The organism is Martinezella lusitana, from assembly GCF_010668395.1.
GTDB lineage: Bacteria > Pseudomonadota > Alphaproteobacteria > Rhizobiales > Rhizobiaceae > Rhizobium > Rhizobium lusitanum_A.
Genome location: NZ_WUEY01000001.1, coordinates 326,652 through 349,681, shown reverse-complemented (window position 1 = coordinate 349,681; position 23,030 = coordinate 326,652). Strand labels below are relative to the sequence as shown.

Sequence of the window (23,030 nt, the reverse complement as noted above, 5' to 3'; positions counted from 1 at the left end):
GAATCCTGCCGTCGTCGGTCATTAACCTTCGGGCAAGGAATTAACCATAAATATTGAGCTTGAACGTCGGAATGGGAAAATTGTGACTCGTTCTCACCAGGCATGAAGCCGCCCCGTCGTACCGGGTCAGATCCGGTATCCATTTCATCAAACAGGTCCGCAACAGACTTTGATGAACGAGCGAGCTTCAACGCCTCGATCAGTCGATCGGCGGCGATGCGTGCCTTTTATCGCTTCTTCATTGCGCTTGGTGCGGATTATCAGCGGTTTCGCCGGCGCTTGGGCGCGCGGCAGTTCGGCGGGGACGACTTTGGCGCAGGATACGCCGTCAGATCAGGCAGGCAGGGCGCAGGCAGGCAGCCTTCGTGACCGCTTGCGTTTTGCTGGTCTCGACGCCGGGCAATGCGACATTCTGCGCCGCAACCGGCCGATGCTCGAGGCGCATCTGAAAGCCGGCCTGCGCGATCTTTTTCACCGCTTCCAGACCCTTCCGGACGCTGCACGCCATTTTACCAGCGAAAGCCAGCTCGAACGGCTCCAGGATCTGCAGTCCTCGCACTGGGATGTGCTGACGGATGCCCGGTTCGACAGCCTCTATGCGGAGCGCGTCAAGGTTCTTTCCGACAGCGAAAGCAAGATGGGTCTGGACCCGCGCTGGCATGTGGCCGGCCATGGGGTGATGCTGGAGCATCTTCTTTCCGGCCTCCTCGACGACATGGGCGGTCGTGCGATCCTGCCGGGCAGCAAACGCCGCGCCCGTGAGCTGAGCGAGCTCGTCACGGCCGTCGTGCGGCTGGTCATGGTCGATGTCGAGATTGCGGTATCGCTGCGCTTCAACGAATTGCGGGTCAGCCACCAGCGCGCGTTGAGCGAGCAGAGAGCTGCTGACCGCGCCGAGGCGGCGGCGATCATCGCCGAACTTGCCACCGGTCTTGGCGATCGCGATCTTACGATCCGGATGCCGACCGATTGTCCCGAAGCCTATGCCGAGGTCGCGGAAGCCTTGAATACGGCGCTTGCGGATATCCGGCAGCAATTTTCCGCTCTGTCCGGCGGCGTGCAGGCGGCCGAGGCGACCAGCGATGCCATTTCCCGCTCGTCGAAATCCCTGGCGGAAAACTCGGCCGAACAATCGCGGGCGCTGGCGGTCTCCGCGCGACACCTTGCCGAGCTTGCCGAGCAGGTGCGCGGCAATGCGGCCAATACGCGCTCGGCCGAGCGCGTGACGGCATCGACCCGCGTGGCGGCGGAAGACAGCGGCCGCATCGTCGGGCAGGCGATATCGGCCATGGCAGATATCGAGAGCTCGGCCGAAAAGATCGGCCAGATCATCGGTGTCATCGACGAGATTGCATTCCAGACCAATCTTCTTGCCCTCAACGCAGGCATCGAGGCGGCCCGCGCCGGCGACAGCGGTCGTGGCTTTGCCGTCGTCGCGCAGGAAGTCCGGGCGCTTGCGCAGCGTTCCGCCGACGCCGCGCGCGAGATCAAGGTTCTGGTGACGGGGACCAAGGCGCAGGTGGATGCCGGCGTTCAGATGGTCGGCCGTACACAGGATGCGATCGGCAGCATCGTTCGTCAGGTGACCGATATCAACGAAGCCATCTCCGGGATCGCCGCCGCCAGCGATGAACAGGTTGCGGGCCTCAACGCGCTCACGACCGATATCGGCGGCTACAGCGCGCGCGCGGCGGCCGACGAGAGCCAGGCGAGCCGCTCGCAGGAAGGCGCCGATCATCTCCATACCGTCGTCGTCGAGCTCGGCCGGACCATCCGCGAGTTTCGCATCGAGCGCGAGCGCCGCCATGGGGCGCCCCCTGCGCCGGCCAAAGCCGCACAGCAGCGCCAGCTGCCTGCACGCGACGAGTTCAGCATCGCGCGGGACGAGGACGAGATGGCCGATTTCGGCTTTCCGCTTCGCCGGACCGCGACGGGAGGCGAGCGAAATGCCTATTGATCTTTCAGTTTCAAGTACATGCGGGCCGGTCGGCCCGATTTCAGCCAACAAGGAATGAAGCGATGGCGAGCAAGAAAGGCGAAAAGACAATCAGTCTGGCCGCGGTGCTGGACCTCAACGAGGCCTCGGCCCTTCGCGGAACGTTGATAGGGCTGCGCGGCAGCAATGTCGCGATCGATGCGTCCGGTGTCGAAAGGATCGGGACCTTGTGCGTGCAGGTCATCATGGCCGCCGCCAAGACCTGGGATGAGGACAAGCTGTCCTTCACCTTTTCCAAGGTGTCGGATGCATTTCAAAAAACGATGCAGGTGATCGGGGTGGATATCTCCCATCTGCTTGCCAAGGAGATCCGTCAATGAAGAAAAAAGTGCTGACCGTGGATGATTCACGGACCATTCGAAACATGCTTCTCGTCACCCTCAACAATGCGGGTTTCGAGACCATCCAGGCCGAAGACGGCGTCGAGGGCCTGGAAATTCTGGAAGAAGCCAATCCCGACGTCATCGTCACGGATATCAACATGCCGCGTCTTGACGGCTTCGGTTTCATCGAGGGCGTTCGCCGCAACGATCGGTATCGTGCGGTGCCGATCCTCGTGCTGACGACCGAAAGCGATGCGGAAAAAAAGAACCGCGCCCGCCAGGCCGGTGCGACCGGCTGGATCGTCAAGCCGTTCGATCCCGCCAAGCTTATCGATGCCATCGAGCGCGTAACCGCCTAAACAGGATCCACCCCTCATGGATATGAACGAAATCAAAGAGATTTTCTTCCAGGAGTGCGAAGAGCAGCTCGCCGAACTGGAATCCGGTCTCCTGAAAATGAATGATGGCGACCGTGATCCGGAAACCGTCAATGCCGTATTCCGCGCCGTTCATTCCATCAAGGGTGGGGCTGGTGCCTTCGGTCTGGACGACCTGGTCGCATTCGCGCACGTCTTCGAGACCACGCTTGATTGCGTTCGATCCAACAAGCTGGAGCCGACCCAGGATGTCCTGAAGGTCATGCTCAAGGCCGCCGACGTTCTGGCCGACCTGACCAATGCCGCGCGTGACGGCGGCAGCGTCGATCAGGCGCGCAGCCGCGGCCTGGTCAAGGAACTGGAAGCGCTGGCAAATGGCGATCTGCCCGCGCCGTCGGCCGCCGTTGCCGTTGAGGCTGCTCCCAAGCCCGCAGCGCCGGCACCGACGGACGACAGCGGCTTCCAGCCGATCCCCTTCAGCTTCGACGACGATTTCGGTGGCGATGAGCCGGCCGGCGACGGCATGCCGGAATATGAAGTCAGCTTCAAGCCGCGCTCCGATCTCTATGCCAAGGGCAACGATGCGACGCTGCTGCTGCGCGATCTCGCGCGGCATGGCGAAATGAGCATCTTCTGCGACATGGATGCCTTGCCGGGTCTACCCGACCTCGATCCGGAAGGTGCCTACTTCAAATGGGCGATCTCGATCAAGACGGATAAGGGCGAAGACGCCATTCGCACCGTCTTCGAATTTGCCGAATGGGATTGCGACCTCGATATCAGGCAGACTGAAAGCGAGGCCGGTACGGGTCGCGAAGAATTGCCGATGGTGCCCGTACCCTTCGATCTTTCGATTCTCGACGACGGCGCCGTCCCGGCTGCGGAAATCATCGAGGAGGTGCCTGCGCCGAAGAACGATGCCGCCGCTGCCATCGCGGCTGCGGAAACCGCCAGCAACGTCACTCAGCTTGCCGCCGCCGCCGCCCGCGTCGAGAAGAAGGAGGCTGCCATGGCAGCCGCCGCCGCTTCCAACGCGGCCGTCGCGCAGAACAATGCCGCCGCCGGCGTCGGTCAGACCATCCGCGTCGACCTCGACCGCGTCGATCGCCTGATCAACCTCGTGGGTGAGCTCGTCATCAACCAGGCGATGCTCTCCCAGAGCGTCATCGAGAACGACAACAACGGCACATCGTCGATCAACATGGGTCTCGAGGAGCTGCAGCAGCTCACCCGCGAGATTCAGGACAGCGTCATGGCGATCCGCGCCCAGCCGGTGAAGCCTGTCTTCCAGCGCATGTCGCGCATCGTCCGCGAAATCGCCGACATGACCGGCAAGTCGATCCGCCTGATCACCGAGGGCGAGAACACCGAGGTCGACAAGACCGTTATCGACAAGCTCGCCGAACCGCTGACGCACATGATCCGCAATGCCGTCGACCACGGCATCGAAAGCCCGGAAAAGCGCACGACGCTCGGCAAAAACCCGGAAGGCACCGTTCGCCTGACGGCAAAGCACCGTTCGGGCCGCATCCTGATCGAGCTTGCCGACGATGGCGCCGGCATCAACCGGGAGAGGGTGCGCCAGAAGGCCATCGACAACGATCTGATCGCCGCGGACGCCAACCTTTCGGATGAGGAAATCGACAACCTGATCTTCCTGCCGGGCTTCTCGACCGCCGACAAGATTTCCGACATTTCCGGCCGCGGCGTCGGCATGGACGTGGTCAAGCGCTCCATCCAGGCGCTCGGCGGCCGCATCAACATCACCTCCAAGCCGGGGCAGGGCTCCGTCTTCACGATGAGCCTGCCGCTGACGCTCGCCGTCCTCGACGGCATGGTGGTGACGGTTGCCGGCCAGACCCTGGTCGTGCCGCTGACGGCGATCGTCGAAACGCTGCAGCCGGAGGCGTCCGCCATCCATTCCTTCGGTGCGAACCATCGCCTGATCTCGATCCGCAACAGCTTCTGCCCGCTGGTCGATGTCGGCCGCATCCTGAATTTCCGCGCCACGCAGGCCAATCCGGTCGAAGGCGTCGCGCTGCTGGTGGAATCCGAGGGCGGCGGTCAGCGCGCGCTCATGGTCGATGCCATCCAGGGCCAGCGTCAGGTCGTCATCAAGAGCCTCGAGGCAAACTATACGCATGTGCCCGGCATCGCGGCGGCAACCATTCTCGGCGATGGTCGCGTCGCTTTGATCCTGGATGTCGACGCGGTGGTCGGCGCTTCGCGCGGCCAGTCGATGAAGGCTGAAATATCTTACGCAGCGGTGGGGTGAGTTTATGTCCTATGCCGTCAAGAACCTGACCCAGGGCGTCCGTGAGCTCATTGCCTTCCGGATCGGTGATCAGGAGTTCTGCGTCAACATCATGTCGGTCCGCGAAATTCGCGGCTGGACGCAGGCAACGGCCATGCCGCATGCGCCGGCCTATGTGCTCGGTGTCATCAACCTGCGTGGAGCCGTGCTGCCGATCGTCGATCTCTCCGCCCGTCTCGGCATGAAGCGGTCGGAGCCGACGCAGCGGCATGTGATTATCGTCGCACAGGTCAAGCGCAAGACGGTCGGCCTGCTTGTCGATGCGGTTTCGGACATATTGACGATCACCGACGACAGCATCCAGCCGACGCCGGAGGTCTCCTCCGATCACGAACGGCAGTTTGCGCGCGGCATCGTGGCGATCGATCGCCGCATGATCTGCCTGATCGAACTGGAAGCCATGTTCCCTGAAAGTGAAAGCGAGGCCGCATGAGTGTGATGGGAGCAATGGATTTCAAGGCGTCTCCGGACGAGGTGCTGGCCAGCGGCGAGTATCCGCTGACCCGGCGCGACCTCTCCGAAATCGCCGCCATGATTTATTCGGATGCGGGCATTTCGCTTAACGAGAGCAAGGCATCGCTCGTCTATTCCAGGCTGTCGAAGCATATCCGGGCATTGGGCCTCGCCGGTTTCCGCGATTACTGCCTGCTGGTTTCTTCGCCGGCGGGGAGCGCTGCGCGTCGCGAGATGCTGTCGCATCTGACGACCAATTTCACGCGCTTCTTCCGCGAAAACCACCATTTCGACCATCTGCGCGATGAGGTTCTGCCGGGCTTGCTGGCACGCGCCAAGGCCGGCGGCCGGGTGCGCATCTGGTCGGCTGCCTGCTCCGACGGGCAAGAGCCCTATTCGATAGCGCTGACGGTGCTGGCGATGATGCCCAACATCGCAGACTTCGATTTCAGGATCCTGGCGACGGATATCGATCCCAAGATCCTGGGGCTTGCTCGGGCGGGCGCCTATGACGAAACGTCGCTTGAAACGATTTCTCCCGCCATGCGCAAGCAATGGTTCCAGGACGTCACCGTTCAGGGCCGGCGCAAATTCCAGATCGACGACCGCGTCAAGCGGCTCATCACCTTCAACGAGCTGAACTTGCTGGGGCAATGGCCCTTCAAGGGCGTGTTCGACGTCATCTTCTGCCGCAACGTCGTCATCTATTTCGACGAGCCGACGCAGATGAAGATCTGGACGCGCTTTGCCAGCCAGCTGCAGGAGGGCGGCCACCTCTATATCGGCCATTCCGAGCGGGTTGCAGGCGACGCGAAGCATCTCTTCGACAATATCGGCATCACCACCTATCGCTATCTCGGCAAGAACGCGGGGAGGAAAGCATGAGCGCTGCCGCCCGTGTTCTCGTGGTCGATGATTCCCCGACCATGCGTGGCCTGATTACCGCCGTGTTGCGCGCCGATCCCGAGGTCGACGTCGTCGGTCAGGCCGGCGATGCGCTCGAGGCGCGTGCCGCCATCAAGGCGCTCAACCCCGATGTCGTCACCCTCGATATCGAGATGCCGAACATGAACGGCCTCGATTTTCTTGAAAAGATCATGACGCTCAGGCCCATGCCGGTCATCATGGTATCCACGATGACGCATCGCGGCGCCGATGCGACACTCGCGGCCCTTGAGATCGGGGCATTCGATTGCGTCGGAAAGCCCTCGCCGGGCGAACCGCATCCTTTCGGCGACCTGGCCGAGAAGGTGAAGGCGGCAGCCCGCTCGCAGCGGCAATATGTAAAGCCGGCCGCCGAGCGCGTGCCGCCGCCGGCCGTTGCCGATTTCCGTGTCGGCCGCAAGATCGTCGCCATCGGTTCGTCCACCGGCGGCGTCGAGGCACTGATCAACGTCTTGCAGAAATTTCCGGCCAACTGCCCGCCGACCGTCATCACGCAGCATATGCCGCCGACCTTCACCCGCAGCTTCGCCGAGCGGCTGAACCGCCTTTGCGCGCCGGTCGTCCAGGAGGCGACCGATGGCGCACGGCTGGAAATCGGCAAGATCTATCTGGCGCCGGGCGGCGAACGGCACCTGCGGGTTGCCAATGCCTCCGCGCCGCATTGCCGTCTGGTAGACGGCGCGCCGGTGAACGGCCATCGCCCTTCCGTCGACGTGCTCTTTGATTCGGTTGCCGAACTGGCAGGCCGCAATGCCGTCGGCGTGATCCTGACCGGTATGGGGCGCGACGGCGCCGCCGGTCTCCTTAAGATGCGCCACGCCGGTGCGCGCACCATCGGCCAGAACGAAAAGACCTGCGTGGTCTACGGAATGCCGAGGGTCGCCCACGAGCTTGGCGCCGTCGAACATCAGTTTCCGCTGAACGCCATTGGCGAGGAAATCCTGAAGATAACAGCCGCCCGAAAGGAAGGGAGCGAATAATGTCTCTAGCGGAGAAAATCAAAGTTCTGATCGTGGACGATCAGGTCACCAGCCGCCTTCTGTTGAGTGACGCGCTGACGCAGCTCGGCTTCAAGCAGATCACGGCTGCCGGCGACGGCGAGCAGGGGATGAAGATCATGGAGCAGCAGCCCCATCATCTGGTCATCTCCGATTTCAACATGCCGAAGATGGACGGGCTCGGCCTGCTGCAGGCGGTCCGCACCAATCCGACGACGAAGAAGGCCGCCTTCATCATCCTGACGGCGCAGGGCGACCGCGCGCTGGTCCAGAAGGCGGCGCAGCTCGGCGCCAACAACGTGCTCGCCAAGCCCTTCACCATCGAGAAGATGAAAGCTGCCATCGAGGCAGTGTTCGGAGCATTAAAATGATCGTCGAGGGTGCGGCCCGTCGCGTGCATATCATTCAGGGCGAGTACAAGGTCATCAGCGATCCCGAAGTGGTGCTGACGACCATTCTCGGCTCCTGCGTGGCGGCTTGTTTGCGTGATCCCATCGCCGGCGTCGGCGGGATGAACCATTTCCTCCTCCCGGGAATGGCGAACTCGCCGATGAGCGGTGGCGATGCGACGCGTTACGGCGTGCACCTGATGGAACTTCTGATCAACGGCCTTTTGAAAAAGGGCGCAAGGCGCGACCGGCTGGAGGCGAAAGTCTTCGGCGGCGCCAAGACGATTGCAACCTTCTCCAATGTCGGCGAGCAGAATGCGGTGTTCGCCATGCAGTTCCTGAAGGACGAAGGCATACCGGTCGTCGGCTCCAGCACGGGCGGCGAGCATGGGCGCAAAGTCGAATATTGGCCGATCTCCGGAAGGGCCAGGCAATACCCGCTCACCGGCGCGGAGACGCAGAAGACCGTCGCGCTGGAACAGCGTCCGGTCGTGGCTCCCAAGCCGGTCGACAACACGATCGAATTCTTCTGATCAGCGAGGCTACCGCATGACCCCCTTCCAGCGCGTTGAAACGGCTTCCATGGAGGAGACGCTTCCGGCCATCCTCTTGCGCATCGTTTCGGAACTGCATGACGTCGCCTACCTGATCGAACGCATTGAGCCGCAGCTGCTTGATATCAACGGCCCCAACATGATGGCCTCGCCCGAGGCGATGAAGGTCGTCCAGGGCATCGATCTCGCGGTTCAGAAGACGCGGGGCATCGCCGAATTCATCGACACCATCGCCGGAACCATGCCGGAAGGCTGGACCGTCGATCTGGCGACAGCGCTGAGCTTGGTCAAGCTGACGGAGATGCAAAGGGCGCTTGGCGGCGGCAGTTTCCATGCGCATTCGCAGCCCATGGCGAAGGCGGCCGGCGACTTCGATTTCTTCTGATCGGGTGTCCGCGACGGATACTGTTTTTCCTAGATAAAATTCTTCGTTTCTCCCGGCTTTTTCCTGCCTTTCCCGGCCGGACGAAACGCTCGCACAAGTTTCGATTTCTATTTTCGGCGCAGAGTACAAAGCCATCAGGTCTTTGACGAATCGTGCGAGAACAGAATGAATCTGTTAAATCAATTAGTTCCTCTGCTTCGGAACATTCAGAATCTCGGGAGAACGCGGCTGCTGATCCTCGGCGGCGTCGGCATTGTCTCCATGATGCTGATCCTTTTTGCAGCCCTCTACGTCAATAAGCCTTCACAGGAGACGCTTTATGTCGGCCTGGATGCGACCGATCTCAACCAGATCAGCATCGCGCTCGCAGAAGCAAAGATCAATTTCCAGGTTGGCTCGGATGGCACCAGCCTGACGGTTCCGGCGGGCATGACCGGCAAGGCCCGCGCTCTGCTTGCCGAACGTGGCCTGCCCAATAGCGGCAATGCCGGTTACGAACTGTTCGACAATGTCGGCTCTCTCGGTTTGACCTCCTTCATGCAGGAAGTCACCCGCGTCCGCGCCCTTGAGGGCGAAATCAGCCGTACCATTACCTCGATCGCCGGTATCAGTGCCGCGCGTGTCCATATCGTCATGCAGGACGTCGGCAATTTCCGGAAGGCGGACCAGAAGCCCACGGCATCCGTCATGATCCGTGCGAGCGCGGAAGCGGCCCGCAAGTCGGCTCCGGCCATCCGTCACCTCGTCGCCTCCGCGGTTCCCGGCCTCGAGGTCGACGACGTTACGATCCTCGACTCCACGGGTCAGCTGCTTGCATCCGGCGACGATCCGAGCAACGGCGCCATGAGCCGCAATCTCGGCATCGTGCAGAACGTGCAGAGCGAAGTCGAATCCAACATCAACAAGGCCCTCGCGCCTTTCCTCGGCATGGACAACTTCCGCTCCAGTGTCACGGCGCAGCTGAATACCGATAGCCAGCAGGTGCAGGAAACCACCTTCGATCCGGATTCGAAGGTCGAGCGCTCCGTCCGCACGGTGAAGGAGGCGCAGAAGTCGCAGCAGAGCCAGCCCGATAGTGCCGCGACCGTGGAGCAGAACATCCCGCAGGCGGCTCCGCAGTCCGGCGGCAATACGCCAACGTCGAACGATCAGTCCGACAAGCGCGAAGAGCAGACCAACTACGAAATCAACAGCAAGACGACGGCCACAACGCGCAGCAGCTACAAGATCGAAAAGCTGTCCATCGCCGTGGTGGTCAACAAGGGCCGCATCGCCCAGATGGTCGGCCAGGGCGCCGACCAGGCGAAGATCGACGCCTATATTGCGGAGATGCAGAAGATCGTCGCGACCGCCGCGGGCGTCGATCCGGCCCGTGGCGACGCCGTCACCGTCAATGCCATGGATTTCCTCGACAACCAGCTGCTCGAGGACACGTCTTCCAGCTTCAGCATCACCGACATGCTGAGCCGCAACATGGCCGGCATCATCAACTCGCTGGCCTTCGTCGCGGTCGCCTTCCTGATCGTCTGGATGGGCTTCCGTCCGCTGATCCGCTCGCTCGGCGGCTCGGCCAACAGCACGGAACTGCCGGAAGCGGCGGGCCTGGAACTGCCCGACTTCGCACCGGCCGTCGGCGGCCCGGGGGCGGCCCTGATGGATGGCTTCGGCTCGGACTTCGGCTTCGACAGCACCGACGACCTGCTGACAATGGGCGACGATGGCGGCACCTTCAACCGCCGCGTCAAGGAAGGGCCGGAGCGTCGTCTCTCGCGCATGGTGGAAATCAGCGAAGAGCGCGCCGCCAAGATCCTCAGAAAATGGGCCGTCGACCAGGCAGCCTGAGACAAGGACCGGGATATCCTCCCGGTCCTTATTCGTTCTCGACATGGTGGCATGTCGGTTTCTTGGCGAAGTTGTCGACTTAACGTGTGATCAATTAGTCGCTGCCGGGAAAATTGACGTTCTCGTAAGCTGGAATTTCACGGGATAACTAATTGCTGGGCAGAAAGAATCGACTTACTAATGGTATGCCCATTGCGTAAAGCCGTTTAGTCGAAGCGAATCGGCCTGCGTTTTCCGCGTTTCTCATGTCTAACGAGTTCGCAGATTCCGGAGCGCGGAGAAATCAGTTCGATGATTGTGTCCGTGGCCGCATGTGCCGGCACGGTTGTCGATAAGGAATTTAAGGATGGGTACGCTCGTCCGCCCGCCTCCGCCGGGATGTGTTTGTGTCGCGGTATAAAGATCCGGCTTGATGCCTCATCGGGAAACCCGTCGGTTTCCGAGGCGGCGTGTCGGGTTCTGATGGAACAATGCTCTCGTTGACGAATGATCGTCCAACAGCGGCAGGAAATGCAAGTATGGACATGCAGATATCGCAGGTGAGCAAGGGCGATAGGGATGCGCGGCCGATCGCGTCCACGGGAGCCATGTCACGCGAGCAGCTTATTCTGCAGCTGAATGCGGTCTCGGGCCCATCCTATTTGCAAGACGGCCTGCATGCGCTGGCGAGCTATGCCGGCGCCTCCCACTATCTTCTCGTGCGGTCCGATCTCGTCCAGGAAAGCGGCCTCGACTTCGTGATTTCCTCGGATTGGCCTTTCGATCTCGTCAGGCGCCTGGCGACGGAGCTGATCAGCGGCTACGGCCGTATCGGCGAGCTGGAGAGATGCATGGCGCTATTCCAGCCGAGCCTGGCGGCCTTGCCCGACGATATCGCTCTGCCCGACGGTGTTGGCCGGCAGTATCACATCCTGAGCTTCAACGTCGGTCGTACACGCTTTTCCTTGCTGCTGCTGGCGCGCGAATCGGTGACGCTCTCGCCCGAGCGGCTGCGGGACGTCGGCCTTCTGTCCGGCTATCTCGCCAGTTCGACGCGCTGCTTCGAAGGCAGGTTGGAGCGCGATTTCGATCTGACCGAGCGCGAACTGGAATGCCTGTTCTGGATCGCCGAAGGCAAGACGAGCGATGAGATCGCCATGATTCTCGGGATCTCGCGCAACACCATCAACAACTACATCACCAGCGTCATGCGCAAGACCGCCACCAAGACCCGCTCGGAGGCGATCGCCTTCGCGGTGCGAAACAATCTCGTTTGAAGGCCCACCGGATGCGATATCAGCCAGACAGGACGACGGATACGCCCGGCGAATCGCGGCTTACCCGTTCGGGACGGATTTCTGGCCGCTCCGATCTCTTTCCCAAGCTCGTGTCGATGCAGAAGCTGATCGATGCACAGCATTTCGCGGTCTATCGTCTTCACGGCTCCGGCCTGCCGCACAAGCAGCGGCTGGTATGCGAACTCGACAATTGGGGATCCGCCAATTCCGTCGTCGGCAAGTCCTTCATCGAAGCCTATGGCGAGGCGCTGATCGAGCATATCGACAAATCGCTTCTCCCGCTCATGTGGAATGGACGCGACAGCGACAGCACGGCCGAGACGCCTGACTTTGCCGCCTTCACGCAGCGCCTGAAACCGCATCTCGTGCCTTTCGCCGGCGTGGCCTTTCCCGTGCGGCTGGGAGCGGTGGGCAACGGCTATATCGTTTTCACCGCAAAATTCATGGATCTGACGAGCGATATCATCGTCGAGCTCCATGGTCGCAGCTGCCAGATCATGATGGAGCTTCTGTCGCTGGACGAACGCCGCTCACAGGCGGCCGAAGCGTTGAGCGAGCGTGAGATCGCCTGCCTGCAGCTTGCCGGCGACGGGCGAATCAGCGAGGAAATCGCCGAAAAGCTGGGTCTGTCTGTGCATACCGTCAACGCCTATCTCGGATCGGCGACGATCAAGCTCGATAGCGTCAATCGTATCCAGGCAATCGCAAAGGCGATCCGCTTCGGGTACATAAGCTGACGCTGCCGCACTCCGGGGCATTTAAGGCCAGATGGAAGCGTCTCGAGCAACGCGGCAGAGGCAAACGGAAAGAGCGTCTTAAGTCCCGCTTCAGCCGGACGTAAGACGCTTTCAGAATTTTCAGAATTGGAATTTGCTCAGGTTGCGTACGCCGTTTCGCCGCGGACAAGGTAGCGCGCGTCCCGCAGGCTGCGTGCGAGCAGGGCCGTGTTCTCGTCCGGATCGCCCGAAGCCTTGTCGAAGGCGATGTGGTTGATCTCGATGCCGGCATAGTGTTCCGCCAGCGCAAGCTTGGCATAGATGGTGACGCCGCGGGGCTTGATCTCCAGATCGAGCGTCACTTCCGCCGGTCCACCCCAATCCAGCTTGTAGTCGCCGCCCAGTCCGAAATTGACCGTGCCGGGAAGGAAATAGAGCTCGGCCGCCGAGGCGACGAGGTCAGCCAGATTACCATATCGTTCGAAGCGCAGCAGCGAGATCAGGTCGGCCGCGTCGAGGAGGCGCAGCTCGCTTGCGACGGGGCTGATGGCTTCGGCTAGTATTTGTTCACGTTGGGCAGAGTAGGGGCATTTTTTCATATGGTTTATCTTACCCGTTTTCTATTAGACTGCCCGGCATAGATCCTATGGATGAGCTCGGCGACAGCCTTGTAAAATACTGACGGTATGACGCTATCAACCGAGACTTGCGCAAACATGGAGCGCGCGAGCGGCGGATCTTCGAAAACGGGAATATTGTTGGCCTCGGCTATCTCCCTGATCTTCAAGGCAATCAGGTCCTGGCCCTTGGCAACGACCACCGGCGCGTCGTTTTCCTCGCGCACATAGCGCAGCGCCACGGCGAAGTGAGTGGGGTTGGCGATGACGAGCGTGGCGCGCGGCACCTGCTTCATCATGCGGCGGCGGGCGCGATCGCGTGCGATCGAGCGCTGGCGCGATTTGACGATCGGGTCGCCCTGCGACTGCTTGTGTTCGTCCTTGATTTCCTGCTTGGTCATCTTCAACTGGTCGAACCAGTGGTGCCTGCTCCACAGCAGGTCGGCAATGCCGACCACGGCCGCCGCCATCAGCACGATGATCAGGATGCGCTGGATGATCGTCGAAAGGCGCACGAAGATGGTTTGCGGATCGGACACCATGGAATCGATCGCGTGGAAGAACTGGCTGCGCAGCACGAAAAACATGATGATGCCGACGAGCAGGATTTTTGCGAGCGATTTGCCGAATTCCACCATGCCGGTCGCGCTGAAGATGCGCTTGAAGCCCGACATCGGCGATATGCGCGAAAACTGCGGCCTGATTCGCTCCAGAACGGGCGTTGGCAGATTCTGGAACATCGAGGAGCCGATGCCGAAGACGAAGAAGAGCACCACGGCCGGCAGTATCAGGTTGCCGACCTCCCAGCCGATGCGCGTAAACAGCGCTATGGCGTCCGGGCCGGTCTCGAGCTGCCATTGATCCGGCTTTTCGAAGAGATCGCGCAGAACTTCGCCCATGCGGCCGATTCGCGTCGGCAGGAAGAAAGTGACGTAGATGACCGTTGCCAGCATGGAGGCAAAGAGGGTTGCTTCCCTGGAGTGAGGGACGTTGCCCTTGTCGATCGTATCGCGGAGTTTTTTCTCCGTCGGTTTTTCTGTTTTACTGTCCTTGTCTTCGTCAGCCAAAGCAGCCGCCCTTTGCGAAACGGAAAGAGGCCGCGCATCGTGCGCGGCCCGTCGCTTGTCAGTCTATGACGTTTTAGCTGAGTCGCGGCGAGTTTACGCCGCTTCTTCCACAGGCGTATTTTCCTTGGCCTTGAGCTCGATCTGGCCGGAATTGGCAAGCCGGATCGCTTCCTGGGCGATAGCGCGCCGGGCGATGGCGATTTCGCGCGGATTGATACCGGTATTGCCCATCTGCAGATCGGATTCGATCATGCGGCGCTGGCGCGGGCTGATCGAGGAAAGCACGACCTCGCGGATTTCGTTGCTCGAACCGCGGAGCGCCATCGTAAGGATGTCGGCGGCGATGTCGTTGAGCAGCAGAACGCGGCTCGGCTGCGGCATGCGCGTGAGATCGTCGAAGAGGAAGATCTTCGGGCGAACCTTCTCGACCGATTCCTTGTTGAGCGATTCGAGCGAGCTCAGCAGGGTATCGACCTGCGGCTTGTCGAGCTCGTTCATCAGGTCGGCGACCTTCGTCGAGCCGGAAGCGTTGCGTTCGGCGTCGATCTCCGCCATCAGTCCCAGCACGCGGTTCTCGATGATCTGCGCTGCCTTGGGGCTGACGTCCTTGATGTTGACGGTCCGGTTCATGATGTCGGCGCGCTGCGCTTCGGGGAGCTGCAGCAGGATCTTCGCGCCGAAGGCCGAAGGCATCATGGAGAGCACGTAGGCGAGGGTTTGCGGATGTTCGCGCAGGAAGAACTTGGCGACGAAGACCGGATCGGCTTCGCCCAGACGATCCCATATGGACGTCTCGTAGGCCTGGAAAGCGGTGCGGCGACCGAGCAGGCTGTCGACCTCATCGGGCGTCAGGCCTTCCTCGAGAATGCTCTCGATGGCCTTGGCGTTGTCCATGAGACCGGCGCCTTCGGTGAAGAGATCCTCGAACTCCGCCACGAGTTGCGCCAGTTCGTCCGGCGGAATGAGCCTCAGCGATTGGGCCGAGGCAATGATCATCTGCAACTCGTTCTGCGTAAAATACTTCAGCAGCCGTCCTGCGACCTGTTTTCCCATAGCGAGAAGGACGGCGGCTGCTTTTTCAGTCTGAGTCAACGGTTTCTCGGCAATCGCGCCGCTGAAATCGTCAAAGTCCATCATGGTCTTCGTCTCCATCCCGCAAGGGGGAGTGGGCTCTTCATGAGCCGGTTCAGCTTTTCTTCGTGTTGTAGATTTCAGTGAGCTTGATGCCGAATCTGGTGTCGTCATGTTCCAGAACGGTAATCTCGCCCCGGCCGATCTTGCGGCCGTTCACGGTAATTTCGACGGGTTCGCCGATCTTCTTGTCGAGCGCGATGATCGCGCCCTCGGTCAGGTTCATTAGGCCGGAGACCTGCATGCGGCTGCTGCCGAGCATGATCTGGACGTCGATCGGGATATCCATGATCAGGTCGAGATTGGCGGTCAGCGCGCTGCCGGGAGCCGCGGGCGCCGCCGAAACGTCGCCGAAATCGCCGCCGTCGAAGGCCGGGCCGGCATTGTCGTCGCCGAAATCGCCAAAGGTAGACAGGCCAGTGCCCGCTTCCGCGCCGAATCCATCAGCTTCGAACTCCGGCAGACCGCCGTCGCTATCCTTCTTCAGGACGCCGCGCAGCCCGTCGATGGCTTCGTCCAATGCGGCGTCGCTGCTTGAAATGTCCAGCGATTCGTCGCTGCTTTGCTGTGTCGTCTTCGTAGCCATGAAATCACTATTCCAGTTGAAACTTGCCTCAAGCTGCCGTGGGTGCGCTCACCCGCCGGCTGGTCAATTCATCAGGTGCCGAAGAAGCTCGTCGTCGGAATTTACGTTGTCCTTGACGCGCACCGTATAATTTTCGCCAGAGCGGCCGAATTCGCAGATGTAGAGATCCTTGCTGTTGGCGCTGACCTCGACCCGGACGTCGCCATTATCCATGAAGGGGATGACATCGCCGACCGCGAGCCTGGAGATCGTGTCGAGCGTCAGCGATTCCAGCCGGATTCGCGCCTCGAGGGTCACCTGCGAGCGGCGCACCTGCTCGCTGAGCTGATCCGACCACGACTGGGAGGCCGCCGTCGGGTTCTTGGCGCGGGGCGCGCTGACGACGGTACGAAGCAGATCGCGTTGGGGCACGATGATGACGATCTGGGAAATCGATTTGCCGAGCGCGATCGTCATCGTGATCGCGGCTGCGAAGTAATTGCCGTCGTCGCCGACGGCTGCCGGGCGGTCTTCGATGTTATAGGGCGGATCGAGGTACGGCTCGAAGCCGCCGGATGCGTTGACGGCCGAGCGCAGCACGTTGGCGATCTTTTCGAACACCATGACGGAAAGGTCGAGCTCGATCACGGAAAGCGGCCGGGCAACGGCTGCTTCGATGTCTTCCGGGCGGGCGCCGAGCATATGTTCCATCAGCGTCATGATGAAGCCGGAGCCGCAGCCGAGCATGAAGTTGGGCGCCCAGTTGCGCAGCGAGCCGTTGACGAGGGCATGGCTGCCGCCGAGCCCGGCGACAAGGTCGTTCACGAGGCCGGACTGACAGCCGGCATAGGCGATGTTGATGTCCAGCCCGGTCTCGCTCTTGATGATATCAGGCAGGAATTCCGCATAGACCTGGGCAAAGGCGGTGCCCAGTTTTGCAAGCGTCGCCTGATCCCCGAGATTGCCCGTGAGCTTGGCAAAGAGGGTGCGGTCCATCGTCTGTGCCTTATACGCGTATTGCTGGCTCATGATCGTCAGGCTGCCTTGCTTTCACCGCCGGGGTTCATCATTTCCTGCTCGACGGCGTCGATCGAGGGACGCTCGTAGGAGGAGATGGTCTTGCGGCCGTATTCGAGTGCGACCTGCGGCACCGATCCGTTCATGTAGGCAAGCAGCGTCTGCTTCACGATCACGTAGAGGCGGTGCTGCTTGTTGCGCACGACCTTGATCTGGGAGACCAGCGGTGCGCAGACCGAGTAGGACAGGATGATGCCGAGGAAGGTGCCGACCAGCGCCGAGCCGATGAGGTGGCCGAGCACTTCGGGTGATTCGTTGATGTGGCTCATCGCCTTGATGACGCCGAGAACGGCCGCGACGATACCGATGGCGGGGAAGGAATCGCCCATGATCGTGATCGAGTGATAGGGCTTCATCTTGTCGTGCAGCATGGTGTCGAGCTCTTCGTCCATCAGCGCCTCGATCTCGTGCGAGCGGGCGTTGCCGATGATGATGAGACGGACGTAGTCGCAGATAAAGGCCGTCAGGTCCTTGTTCTTCAGAACCGTCGGAGCGGCCTTGAAGATCGTCGATTCGTCGGGATTGTCGATATGAGCTTCGATCTCGTTGCGCGACTTGGTGCGCAGGTCGCGCATCAGGGCATAGAGCACGCCGAGCGTATCGAGATAGTCGCGCTCCTTCGGCACCTTGTGGCTGAAGGCTTCTCCGAGCGCCTTGCCCGAATCCTTCACGACTTTCATCGGGTTGGCCATGATGAAGCCGCCGATGCCGGCGCCCGCGATAATGACAAACTCGAAGGGCTGGAACAGCGCGCCTACGTCTCCGCCCATAGCCATGAAGCTGCCTATGATGCAGCCGCAGGTCACTACAAATCCGATAATAATATTCATCGTCGGTCCACACCTGAACGTTGCTTCATATGATGAACTAGGGGACCTGCCTTGCGTGAGGCTGTTCGATAGGGCCTCGCTCGCCCTTTTTGCCTTGTCAGCTTCGCACAAGCATAGACCTGCAGGATAGCGGGTAAGGGCATCCATGCCCCGCTAACGAAATGTAGGAGCGCCCGCGGCGTTTCCTTTCCCGTTATTCTCCAATGTCCGGAGGGCGTTGAAAATGCAGTCTGGTATCTATGTCGCGCTGTCGTCGCAGATGGCGCTCGAGCGGCGTCTGACGACAATCGCCGATAACTTGGCCAACGTGAATACGACCGGTTTCCGTGGCACCGAAGTCAAGTTCGATCAGGTTCTCAGCAATACCGAAAACAAGCTCAACGCCAAGGTCGCCTTCGTCTCGCAAGGCAACGACTATCTCTCCACGGACAACGGCGAACTTCAGAATACCGGCAATCTGTTCGATTTCTCCGTCAAGGGCGACGCCTATTTCGGCGTCAACACGCCGGCCGGCCTGGTGCTGACGCGCGACGGCCGTTTCACCATGACGGACAACGGCGCCCTGGTCTCGGTACGGGGCTTCCCCGTGCTCGACCCCGGCGGCGCGCCGATCCAGCTCGATCCGGCCGGCGGTGCGCCGACCGTCTCGTCCGACGGCACCATCACGCAGAGCGGCCGGCGGATGGGGCAGATCGGCCTTTACAGCGCCGATGTCGGCAAGGGGTTCCTGCGCTACGAGAACAGCGGCATCCTGCCGACCGATACGCCGCAGCCGGTGGTCGACCGTTCGAATATCGGCATCGCCCAGGGCTATCTCGAAAATTCCAACGTCAACGGCATGCGGGAAATGACCAACCTGATCGAGGTCAGCCGCGCCTTCGACAACATCAGCACGCTCACCAGCAGCAGTGAAGGCACGCTCACCGACGCCATCAAAACCCTTGGCGGCAGCCAGTAAAGAGGCGGATGATGCTCGAGGATCGGTTGCCGGAGGGCGCCTTGTCGCCAAAGCTTTCGCATATGGCCGTCCTGGCGGGCCAATATGCGATGGCGGAGAATGCCGTGGCCCATGGCGGCCATGTGCGCACCATCGCCGCCGGGCACTATACCGTCGCCGGCCTCTCGAGGCAGGTGCGCCTTGGCGATTTCGTCGCGCATCGTTCACAGACGGGCGTTCATCTCGGCGAGGTCGTCCGCGTCGAGCCGGAGCTTACCTATGTGTGTCCCATCGAGCCGGGCGAGCCGATCGGCATCCAGGATACCATCATCCGCAAGGGTGCCTTCCGCATCGCGCCCGATGACAGCTGGTGCGGCCGTACGATCAATTCGCTGGGCGAGCCGATCGACGGGCTCGGGCCGCTGACATCCGGCCTGGAATCGCGCTCGATCTCCAATACGGCCCCGCCGTCGATGACGCGCAAGCGCGTCGAGACAGGCTTCAAGACCGGCGTCCGCGCCATCGATATCTTCTCGCCGCTCTGCCTCGGCCAGCGCCTGGGTATCTTTGCAGGCTCCGGCGTCGGCAAATCGACGCTGCTGTCGATGCTGGCGAGAGCCGAAGCCTTCGACAAGGTGGTGATCGCGCTTGTCGGCGAACGCGGCCGCGAAGTGCGCGAATTCATCGAGGATACGTTGGGCTCGCACATGCAGAAATCGGTGGCCGTCGTCGCGACCAGCGACGAGAGCCCGATGCTGCGCAAGATGGCGCCGCTCTCGGCCATCACCATCGCCGAACATTTTCGCGACAAGGGCGACAACGTCCTGCTGATCGTCGATAGCGTCACCCGCTTCGCCCATGCCATCCGCGAGGTGGCGACCGCGTCCGGCGAGCCGCCGATCGCGCGTGGATATCCGGCCTCGGTCTTCACCGAGCTGCCGCGTCTTCTCGAGCGCGCCGGTCCGGGACCGGAGGGCACCGGCACGATCACCGCCATCATCTCCATCCTCGTCGATGGCGACAATCACAACGATCCGATCGCCGATTCCACCCGCGGCATTCTCGACGGCCACATCGTTCTGCAGCGCAGTCTTGCCGAAGAAGGGCGCTATCCGCCCGTCGATCCGCTGGCGTCCGTTTCGCGTCTGGCGCGAAAGGCGTGGACGCCGGATCAGGAAAAGCTGGTTTCGCGGCTGAAAGCGCTGGTGCATCGCTACGAAGAGACGCGCGATCTGCGCTTGATCGGCGGTTATCGCCAGGGCAGCGACGCCGATCTCGATATCGCCGTGCGCCAGGTGCCGATCATCTACGACATCCTGAAGCAAACTCCGGGCGAAGAGCCATCTGCCGATGCCTTCACCGATCTTGCGAATGCCCTCAGAAACGCTTCGGGCGGTGCCCCGGTCAGAGGCAAGTGATGGTTGTCCGGAGCATCGCCTCGATTTTGTCTTGTCCGCAGCCGGCCGGATATCGCCGGATTTCATGCCCAACGAGGGACCAAAAGTGAGAGAAACCGACGCAGACGAACCGGTCGCTCCGCCGAAACTGGCGAGAAGGAGAACCGTTACCGACAAGGCTCTGGCCTTTGCGGGACTGGCGCTCGCCGGCGCCTCGGCCTTCTTTCCCTGGTACGTCTTTCTGAACCCGGAAAAGTTCGGCATCCAGGTGGCCGAAGGCGACCGCACGCGCGATCTGCCGAATTGGCCCGGCCGCGCGATCGTCAGCGTGTCGCCGCTCGCCATGGTCAACAAGAATCCGAGCGCGCCGAAGGATCTCATTCCCGATCCTTTGACGACGGCGACGGTCAGCAATACCGGTCGCGAGGATGACAAGGGCGCGCCGGCCGACCAGCAGCCGTTCCCCGGCAAGTCCTCGTTCCACCTGCTGCATGTCGCAAACGGCCGTGCCCTGATCGAGGACGATACCGGCATGTATGTCGTGCGCATCGGATCGGTTCTGCCCGACAACAGCCGGCTGGCTTCGATCGAACAGAGAGACGGAAAGTGGGTCATCGTCACGTCGGCGGGCGATGTCTACGGCAACAACTGAAAATCGCGCAAACGCCTGGATTTCAAGCATTTCGAAGACCTTCACAGGAACGCATTTCCCGCAAGTCCCACGCAAGATTATCCCGCTAGATTCCTAGTGTAAGAACGGAGAGAAGCCCATGCAACCCATTCAGCTCTTTGACCTGGCCTCGCGGCAAGCCGAGTGGCTCCAGGTGCGTCAGGAGGTTGTTGCAGGCAATATCGCCAATGCCAATACGCCGAAGTATCGCGCCAAGGACGTGACACCGTTCCAGGCCGTTCTGGACAACCAGAACGTCAACATGGTTCGCACCAATCCAGCGCATCTTTCGGGCAGCGAATTCAGCACGAGCGGCGACGTCAACGTCGAGGAAGCGCCGCTCAACCAGGAAATTGGCGTTCAGGAGTCGGGTAATACCGTCGGCCTGGAAGACGAGCTCGCCAAGGCCGGTGACATCAAGCGCCAGTACAGCTTGAACACCGCACTCGTAGGCTCCTTTCATCGCATGATGTTGATGACCGTAAAACAATAGATGAAGTGAAGATGTCATGGACCCCTTATCAGCCGCATTGAAGATTGCAGGCTCCGGCCTGGAGGCGCAATCAACTCGTCTGCGAGTCGTTTCCGAAAACATTGCCAACGCCCGTTCGACGGGTGACACGCCCGGCGCCGATCCCTACCGGCGCAAGACCGTGACCTTCGGAGCCGAAATGGATCGCGCCAATGGCGTCACCATGGTCGGCGTCAAGAAGCTCGGCCAGGACACGGGCAAGTTCGTCGAAGAATACGATCCCGACAATCCGGCGGCGGATCAGAAGGGCTATGTCAAGATGCCCAACGTCAACGTCCTCGTCGAGATGGCCGACATGCGAGAAGCCAATCGTTCCTACGAGGCCAATCTGCAGACGGTCCGTCAGGCGCGCGATCTCATCTCCTCCACTATTGATTTGCTGAAGAACCAATGATCGACACGGTTAAGAATGTAGCCTCCCTCTCGGCGACCCGCGGCCTCGGCAGCATCGCCACGGATCTGACCTCCGCCGCTTCCAGCGCGATGAACGCTTCGCCGGCCGTTGCCATGGGCGCGGACGCCGGAATGAGCTTTGCGTCGGTCATGTCGAATGTCGCGAAGGATTCCGTCAACACGCTGAAGGAAGCCGAAAGCGCCTCCTTCGCCGGCATGAAGGGCACGATGAGCACCCGCGAAGTCGTCGACAAGGTCATGCAGGCCGATCAGACCCTGCAGACCGCGATTGCGCTGCGCGACAAGGTCGTGTCCGCATTTCTCGATATTACAAAGATGCAGATCTAGAGCGGGATTCCCCGCTTTACCTACCTGATTTGGCGAAAGCTGCTCGCAAGCCTTTCCACGGCTGCGAAGGTTCCGCCCCAGATGCAAGGACGAAAGCATGAGAGCGCTCGCAATTGCCGCGACGGGCATGGACGCCCAGCAGACCAACCTCGAAGTGATCGCGAACAACATCGCGAACATCAATACGACGGGCTACAAGCGCTCTCGCGCCGAGTTCTCCGACCTTCTCTATCAGACCGAGCGCGCCAAGGGCATCGCCAACAGGCCGAACCAGGCGGTGGTGCCGGAAGGCGCCAATATCGGTCTCGGCGTGCAGACCGTGGCCGTTCGCAACATTCAGGTCCAGGGTGAACTGTCGCAGACCCAGAACGAGCTCGACGTCGCGCTCGTCGGTCGCGGCTGGTTCCAGATCCAGATGCCGGACGGCACGACGGCCTATACGCGCGCCGGCTCGTTCAACAAGAGCGATACCGGCCAGATCGTTACGCCCGACGGCAACGTGCTGGAGCCGGGGATCACCATCCCGAACAACGCCAGCAGCCTTGCCATCAGCCAGTCCGGCGAAGTGTCGGCGATCATCGGCACCGCGACGACGCCGACGGTGCTCGGCCAGCTGCAGATCGCCAACTTCGTCAACGAAGCCGGCCTGCAGCCGATGGGCAGCAACCTCTTCACCCAGACGCCGGCTTCCGGCGATCCGGTCGTTTCCGATCCGAACGAGAACGGCTTTGCCTACCTGAAGCAAAACTACCTGGAATCGTCGAATGTCGATCCGGTCAAGGAAATCACCGACCTGATCACCGCTCAGCGCGCCTACGAGATGAATTCAAAGGTCATCACGACGGCCGACGAAATGGCGCAGATCGTCAGCAAGAACCTGAAGTAGTGGGAAGGACG

Annotated in this window: 26 protein-coding genes; 20 read left to right on the top strand and 6 right to left on the bottom strand. The window is 61.3% G+C overall.

The window, feature by feature from the left end; all coding sequences use genetic code 11:
• Positions 1-310: 310 nt before the first annotated feature.
• The 13 genes from GR212_RS01705 (at position 311) to visR (ending at position 12,590) form a co-directional block, all read left to right on the top strand.
• Positions 311-1,957, top strand: a complete 1,647-nt coding sequence (locus tag GR212_RS01705) for a globin-coupled sensor protein (RefSeq protein ID WP_163984723.1) — start codon at positions 311-313, stop codon at positions 1,955-1,957.
• Positions 1,958-2,019: 62 nt separating this feature from the next.
• A complete protein-coding gene (locus tag GR212_RS01700; RefSeq protein ID WP_163984722.1) occupies positions 2,020-2,316 on the top strand; it encodes an STAS domain-containing protein in 297 nt (98 codons plus the stop codon).
• Complete coding sequence (gene cheY1, locus GR212_RS01695) at positions 2,313-2,678, top strand: chemotaxis response regulator CheY1 (protein ID WP_004128526.1); 366 nt, start codon at positions 2,313-2,315, stop codon at positions 2,676-2,678. The genes GR212_RS01700 and cheY1 overlap by 4 nt, the downstream gene beginning before the upstream one ends.
• Positions 2,679-2,694: 16 nt before the next feature.
• Positions 2,695-4,971, top strand: a complete 2,277-nt coding sequence (locus tag GR212_RS01690; protein WP_163984721.1) for a chemotaxis protein CheA — start codon at positions 2,695-2,697, stop codon at positions 4,969-4,971.
• 4 nt (positions 4,972-4,975) lie between these two features.
• Positions 4,976-5,443, top strand: a complete 468-nt coding sequence (locus tag GR212_RS01685) for a chemotaxis protein CheW (protein WP_163984720.1) — start codon at positions 4,976-4,978, stop codon at positions 5,441-5,443.
• Positions 5,440-6,348 carry a protein-glutamate O-methyltransferase gene (locus tag GR212_RS01680; protein WP_163984719.1) on the top strand — a complete coding sequence of 303 codons (909 nt, stop codon included), beginning with the start codon at positions 5,440-5,442 and terminating at the stop codon, positions 6,346-6,348. Before GR212_RS01685 ends, GR212_RS01680 begins: the two co-directional genes overlap by 4 nt.
• Entirely contained in the window at positions 6,345-7,388 is a 1,044-nt protein-coding gene (cheB, locus tag GR212_RS01675; protein WP_163984718.1) for a protein-glutamate O-methylesterase CheB, read from the top strand. The genes GR212_RS01680 and cheB overlap by 4 nt, the downstream gene beginning before the upstream one ends.
• Complete coding sequence (locus GR212_RS01670; protein WP_004128537.1) at positions 7,388-7,777, top strand: response regulator; 390 nt, start codon at positions 7,388-7,390, stop codon at positions 7,775-7,777. The genes cheB and GR212_RS01670 overlap by 1 nt, the downstream gene beginning before the upstream one ends.
• Positions 7,774-8,328, top strand: coding sequence for a chemoreceptor glutamine deamidase CheD (gene cheD, locus GR212_RS01665; RefSeq protein ID WP_163984717.1), 555 nt, complete (start codon positions 7,774-7,776; stop codon positions 8,326-8,328). Before GR212_RS01670 ends, cheD begins: the two co-directional genes overlap by 4 nt.
• Positions 8,329-8,344: 16 nt before the next feature.
• A complete protein-coding gene (cheT, locus tag GR212_RS01660) occupies positions 8,345-8,734 on the top strand; it encodes a chemotaxis protein CheT (RefSeq protein WP_163984716.1) in 390 nt (129 codons plus the stop codon).
• Between the two features lie 165 nt (positions 8,735-8,899).
• On the top strand, positions 8,900-10,576 hold the full coding sequence (gene fliF, locus GR212_RS01655) for a flagellar basal-body MS-ring/collar protein FliF (protein WP_163984715.1): 1,677 nt from the start codon (positions 8,900-8,902) through the stop codon (positions 10,574-10,576).
• Positions 10,577-11,094: 518 nt separating this feature from the next.
• Entirely contained in the window at positions 11,095-11,832 is a 738-nt protein-coding gene (gene visN / locus GR212_RS01650) for a transcriptional regulator VisN (protein ID WP_163984714.1), read from the top strand.
• 11 nt (positions 11,833-11,843) lie between these two features.
• Positions 11,844-12,590 carry a transcriptional regulator VisR gene (gene visR / locus GR212_RS01645; RefSeq protein ID WP_163984713.1) on the top strand — a complete coding sequence of 249 codons (747 nt, stop codon included), beginning with the start codon at positions 11,844-11,846 and terminating at the stop codon, positions 12,588-12,590.
• 137 nt (positions 12,591-12,727) lie between these two features.
• Here the strand turns inward: visR and GR212_RS01640 are convergent, their stop codons facing one another.
• The 6 genes from GR212_RS01640 to motA form a co-directional block, all read right to left on the bottom strand.
• Positions 12,728-13,168: a hypothetical protein gene (locus GR212_RS01640; protein ID WP_163984712.1), complete on the bottom strand. Its 441-nt coding sequence runs from the start codon at positions 13,166-13,168 to the stop codon at positions 12,728-12,730.
• Positions 13,169-13,173: 5 nt separating this feature from the next.
• Entirely contained in the window at positions 13,174-14,253 is a 1,080-nt protein-coding gene (flhB, locus tag GR212_RS01635) for a flagellar biosynthesis protein FlhB (RefSeq protein WP_163984711.1), read from the bottom strand.
• A 93-nt stretch (positions 14,254-14,346) separates the two neighbouring features.
• Entirely contained in the window at positions 14,347-15,390 is a 1,044-nt protein-coding gene (gene fliG / locus GR212_RS01630; RefSeq protein WP_163984710.1) for a flagellar motor switch protein FliG, read from the bottom strand.
• A gap of 49 nt (positions 15,391-15,439) precedes the next feature.
• Positions 15,440-15,970 (bottom strand): flagellar motor switch protein FliN, encoded by a 531-nt coding sequence (gene fliN, locus GR212_RS01625; protein ID WP_163984709.1) that lies wholly within the window; start codon positions 15,968-15,970, stop codon positions 15,440-15,442.
• 63 nt (positions 15,971-16,033) lie between these two features.
• Positions 16,034-16,978: a FliM/FliN family flagellar motor switch protein gene (locus GR212_RS01620; RefSeq protein WP_163984708.1), complete on the bottom strand. Its 945-nt coding sequence runs from the start codon at positions 16,976-16,978 to the stop codon at positions 16,034-16,036.
• A 5-nt stretch (positions 16,979-16,983) separates the two neighbouring features.
• Positions 16,984-17,856, bottom strand: a complete 873-nt coding sequence (motA, locus tag GR212_RS01615) for a flagellar motor stator protein MotA (RefSeq protein WP_113436507.1) — start codon at positions 17,854-17,856, stop codon at positions 16,984-16,986.
• A 223-nt stretch (positions 17,857-18,079) separates the two neighbouring features.
• Between motA and flgF the strand changes: the two genes are divergently transcribed.
• The 7 genes from flgF (at position 18,080) to flgG (ending at position 23,019) form a co-directional block, all read left to right on the top strand.
• The gene (flgF, locus tag GR212_RS01610; RefSeq protein WP_163984707.1) at positions 18,080-18,814 is read left to right on the top strand and encodes a flagellar basal-body rod protein FlgF; all 735 of its coding nucleotides are present in this window, start codon (positions 18,080-18,082) and stop codon (positions 18,812-18,814) included.
• An 11-nt stretch (positions 18,815-18,825) separates the two neighbouring features.
• The gene (gene fliI, locus GR212_RS01605) at positions 18,826-20,211 is read left to right on the top strand and encodes a flagellar protein export ATPase FliI (RefSeq protein WP_163985155.1); all 1,386 of its coding nucleotides are present in this window, start codon (positions 18,826-18,828) and stop codon (positions 20,209-20,211) included.
• An 85-nt stretch (positions 20,212-20,296) separates the two neighbouring features.
• Positions 20,297-20,842, top strand: a complete 546-nt coding sequence (locus tag GR212_RS01600) for a flagellar protein (protein ID WP_163984706.1) — start codon at positions 20,297-20,299, stop codon at positions 20,840-20,842.
• Between the two features lie 118 nt (positions 20,843-20,960).
• Complete coding sequence (gene flgB / locus GR212_RS01595) at positions 20,961-21,353, top strand: flagellar basal body rod protein FlgB (RefSeq protein ID WP_163984705.1); 393 nt, start codon at positions 20,961-20,963, stop codon at positions 21,351-21,353.
• Positions 21,354-21,369: 16 nt separating this feature from the next.
• Positions 21,370-21,786 carry a flagellar basal body rod protein FlgC gene (gene flgC / locus GR212_RS01590; protein WP_163984704.1) on the top strand — a complete coding sequence of 139 codons (417 nt, stop codon included), beginning with the start codon at positions 21,370-21,372 and terminating at the stop codon, positions 21,784-21,786.
• Positions 21,783-22,133: a flagellar hook-basal body complex protein FliE gene (locus GR212_RS01585; RefSeq protein ID WP_163984703.1), complete on the top strand. Its 351-nt coding sequence runs from the start codon at positions 21,783-21,785 to the stop codon at positions 22,131-22,133. Before flgC ends, GR212_RS01585 begins: the two co-directional genes overlap by 4 nt.
• Before the next feature lie 97 nt (positions 22,134-22,230).
• On the top strand, positions 22,231-23,019 hold the full coding sequence (gene flgG, locus GR212_RS01580) for a flagellar basal-body rod protein FlgG (protein ID WP_163984702.1): 789 nt from the start codon (positions 22,231-22,233) through the stop codon (positions 23,017-23,019).
• The last annotated feature ends 11 nt before the right edge of the window (positions 23,020-23,030 follow it).

What these genes read in the sequence shown, in the direction of transcription:
- GR212_RS01700 (WP_163984722.1), top strand. Translation starts at nt 2,020, where the DNA reads ATGGCGAGCAAGAAAGGCGAAAAGACAATCAGTCTGGCCGCGGTGCTG.
- cheY1 (WP_004128526.1), top strand. Translation starts at nt 2,313, where the DNA reads ATGAAGAAAAAAGTGCTGACCGTGGATGATTCACGGACCATTCGAAAC.
- GR212_RS01690 (WP_163984721.1), top strand. Translation starts at nt 2,695, where the DNA reads ATGGATATGAACGAAATCAAAGAGATTTTCTTCCAGGAGTGCGAAGAG.
- GR212_RS01685 (WP_163984720.1), top strand. Translation starts at nt 4,976, where the DNA reads ATGTCCTATGCCGTCAAGAACCTGACCCAGGGCGTCCGTGAGCTCATT.
- GR212_RS01680 (WP_163984719.1), top strand. Translation starts at nt 5,440, where the DNA reads ATGAGTGTGATGGGAGCAATGGATTTCAAGGCGTCTCCGGACGAGGTG.
- cheB (WP_163984718.1), top strand. Translation starts at nt 6,345, where the DNA reads ATGAGCGCTGCCGCCCGTGTTCTCGTGGTCGATGATTCCCCGACCATG.
- GR212_RS01670 (WP_004128537.1), top strand. Translation starts at nt 7,388, where the DNA reads ATGTCTCTAGCGGAGAAAATCAAAGTTCTGATCGTGGACGATCAGGTC.
- cheD (WP_163984717.1), top strand. Translation starts at nt 7,774, where the DNA reads ATGATCGTCGAGGGTGCGGCCCGTCGCGTGCATATCATTCAGGGCGAG.
- cheT (WP_163984716.1), top strand. Translation starts at nt 8,345, where the DNA reads ATGACCCCCTTCCAGCGCGTTGAAACGGCTTCCATGGAGGAGACGCTT.
- fliF (WP_163984715.1), top strand. Translation starts at nt 8,900, where the DNA reads ATGAATCTGTTAAATCAATTAGTTCCTCTGCTTCGGAACATTCAGAAT.
- visN (WP_163984714.1), top strand. Translation starts at nt 11,095, where the DNA reads ATGGACATGCAGATATCGCAGGTGAGCAAGGGCGATAGGGATGCGCGG.
- visR (WP_163984713.1), top strand. Translation starts at nt 11,844, where the DNA reads ATGCGATATCAGCCAGACAGGACGACGGATACGCCCGGCGAATCGCGG.
- GR212_RS01640 (WP_163984712.1), bottom strand. Translation starts at nt 13,168, where the DNA reads ATGAAAAAATGCCCCTACTCTGCCCAACGTGAACAAATACTAGCCGAA.
- fliG (WP_163984710.1), bottom strand. Translation starts at nt 15,390, where the DNA reads ATGATGGACTTTGACGATTTCAGCGGCGCGATTGCCGAGAAACCGTTG.
- fliN (WP_163984709.1), bottom strand. Translation starts at nt 15,970, where the DNA reads ATGGCTACGAAGACGACACAGCAAAGCAGCGACGAATCGCTGGACATT.
- GR212_RS01620 (WP_163984708.1), bottom strand. Translation starts at nt 16,978, where the DNA reads ATGAGCCAGCAATACGCGTATAAGGCACAGACGATGGACCGCACCCTC.
- motA (WP_113436507.1), bottom strand. Translation starts at nt 17,856, where the DNA reads ATGAATATTATTATCGGATTTGTAGTGACCTGCGGCTGCATCATAGGC.
- flgF (WP_163984707.1), top strand. Translation starts at nt 18,080, where the DNA reads ATGCAGTCTGGTATCTATGTCGCGCTGTCGTCGCAGATGGCGCTCGAG.
- fliI (WP_163985155.1), top strand. Translation starts at nt 18,826, where the DNA reads ATGCTCGAGGATCGGTTGCCGGAGGGCGCCTTGTCGCCAAAGCTTTCG.
- flgB (WP_163984705.1), top strand. Translation starts at nt 20,961, where the DNA reads ATGCAACCCATTCAGCTCTTTGACCTGGCCTCGCGGCAAGCCGAGTGG.
- flgC (WP_163984704.1), top strand. Translation starts at nt 21,370, where the DNA reads ATGGACCCCTTATCAGCCGCATTGAAGATTGCAGGCTCCGGCCTGGAG.
- GR212_RS01585 (WP_163984703.1), top strand. Translation starts at nt 21,783, where the DNA reads ATGATCGACACGGTTAAGAATGTAGCCTCCCTCTCGGCGACCCGCGGC.
- flgG (WP_163984702.1), top strand. Translation starts at nt 22,231, where the DNA reads ATGAGAGCGCTCGCAATTGCCGCGACGGGCATGGACGCCCAGCAGACC.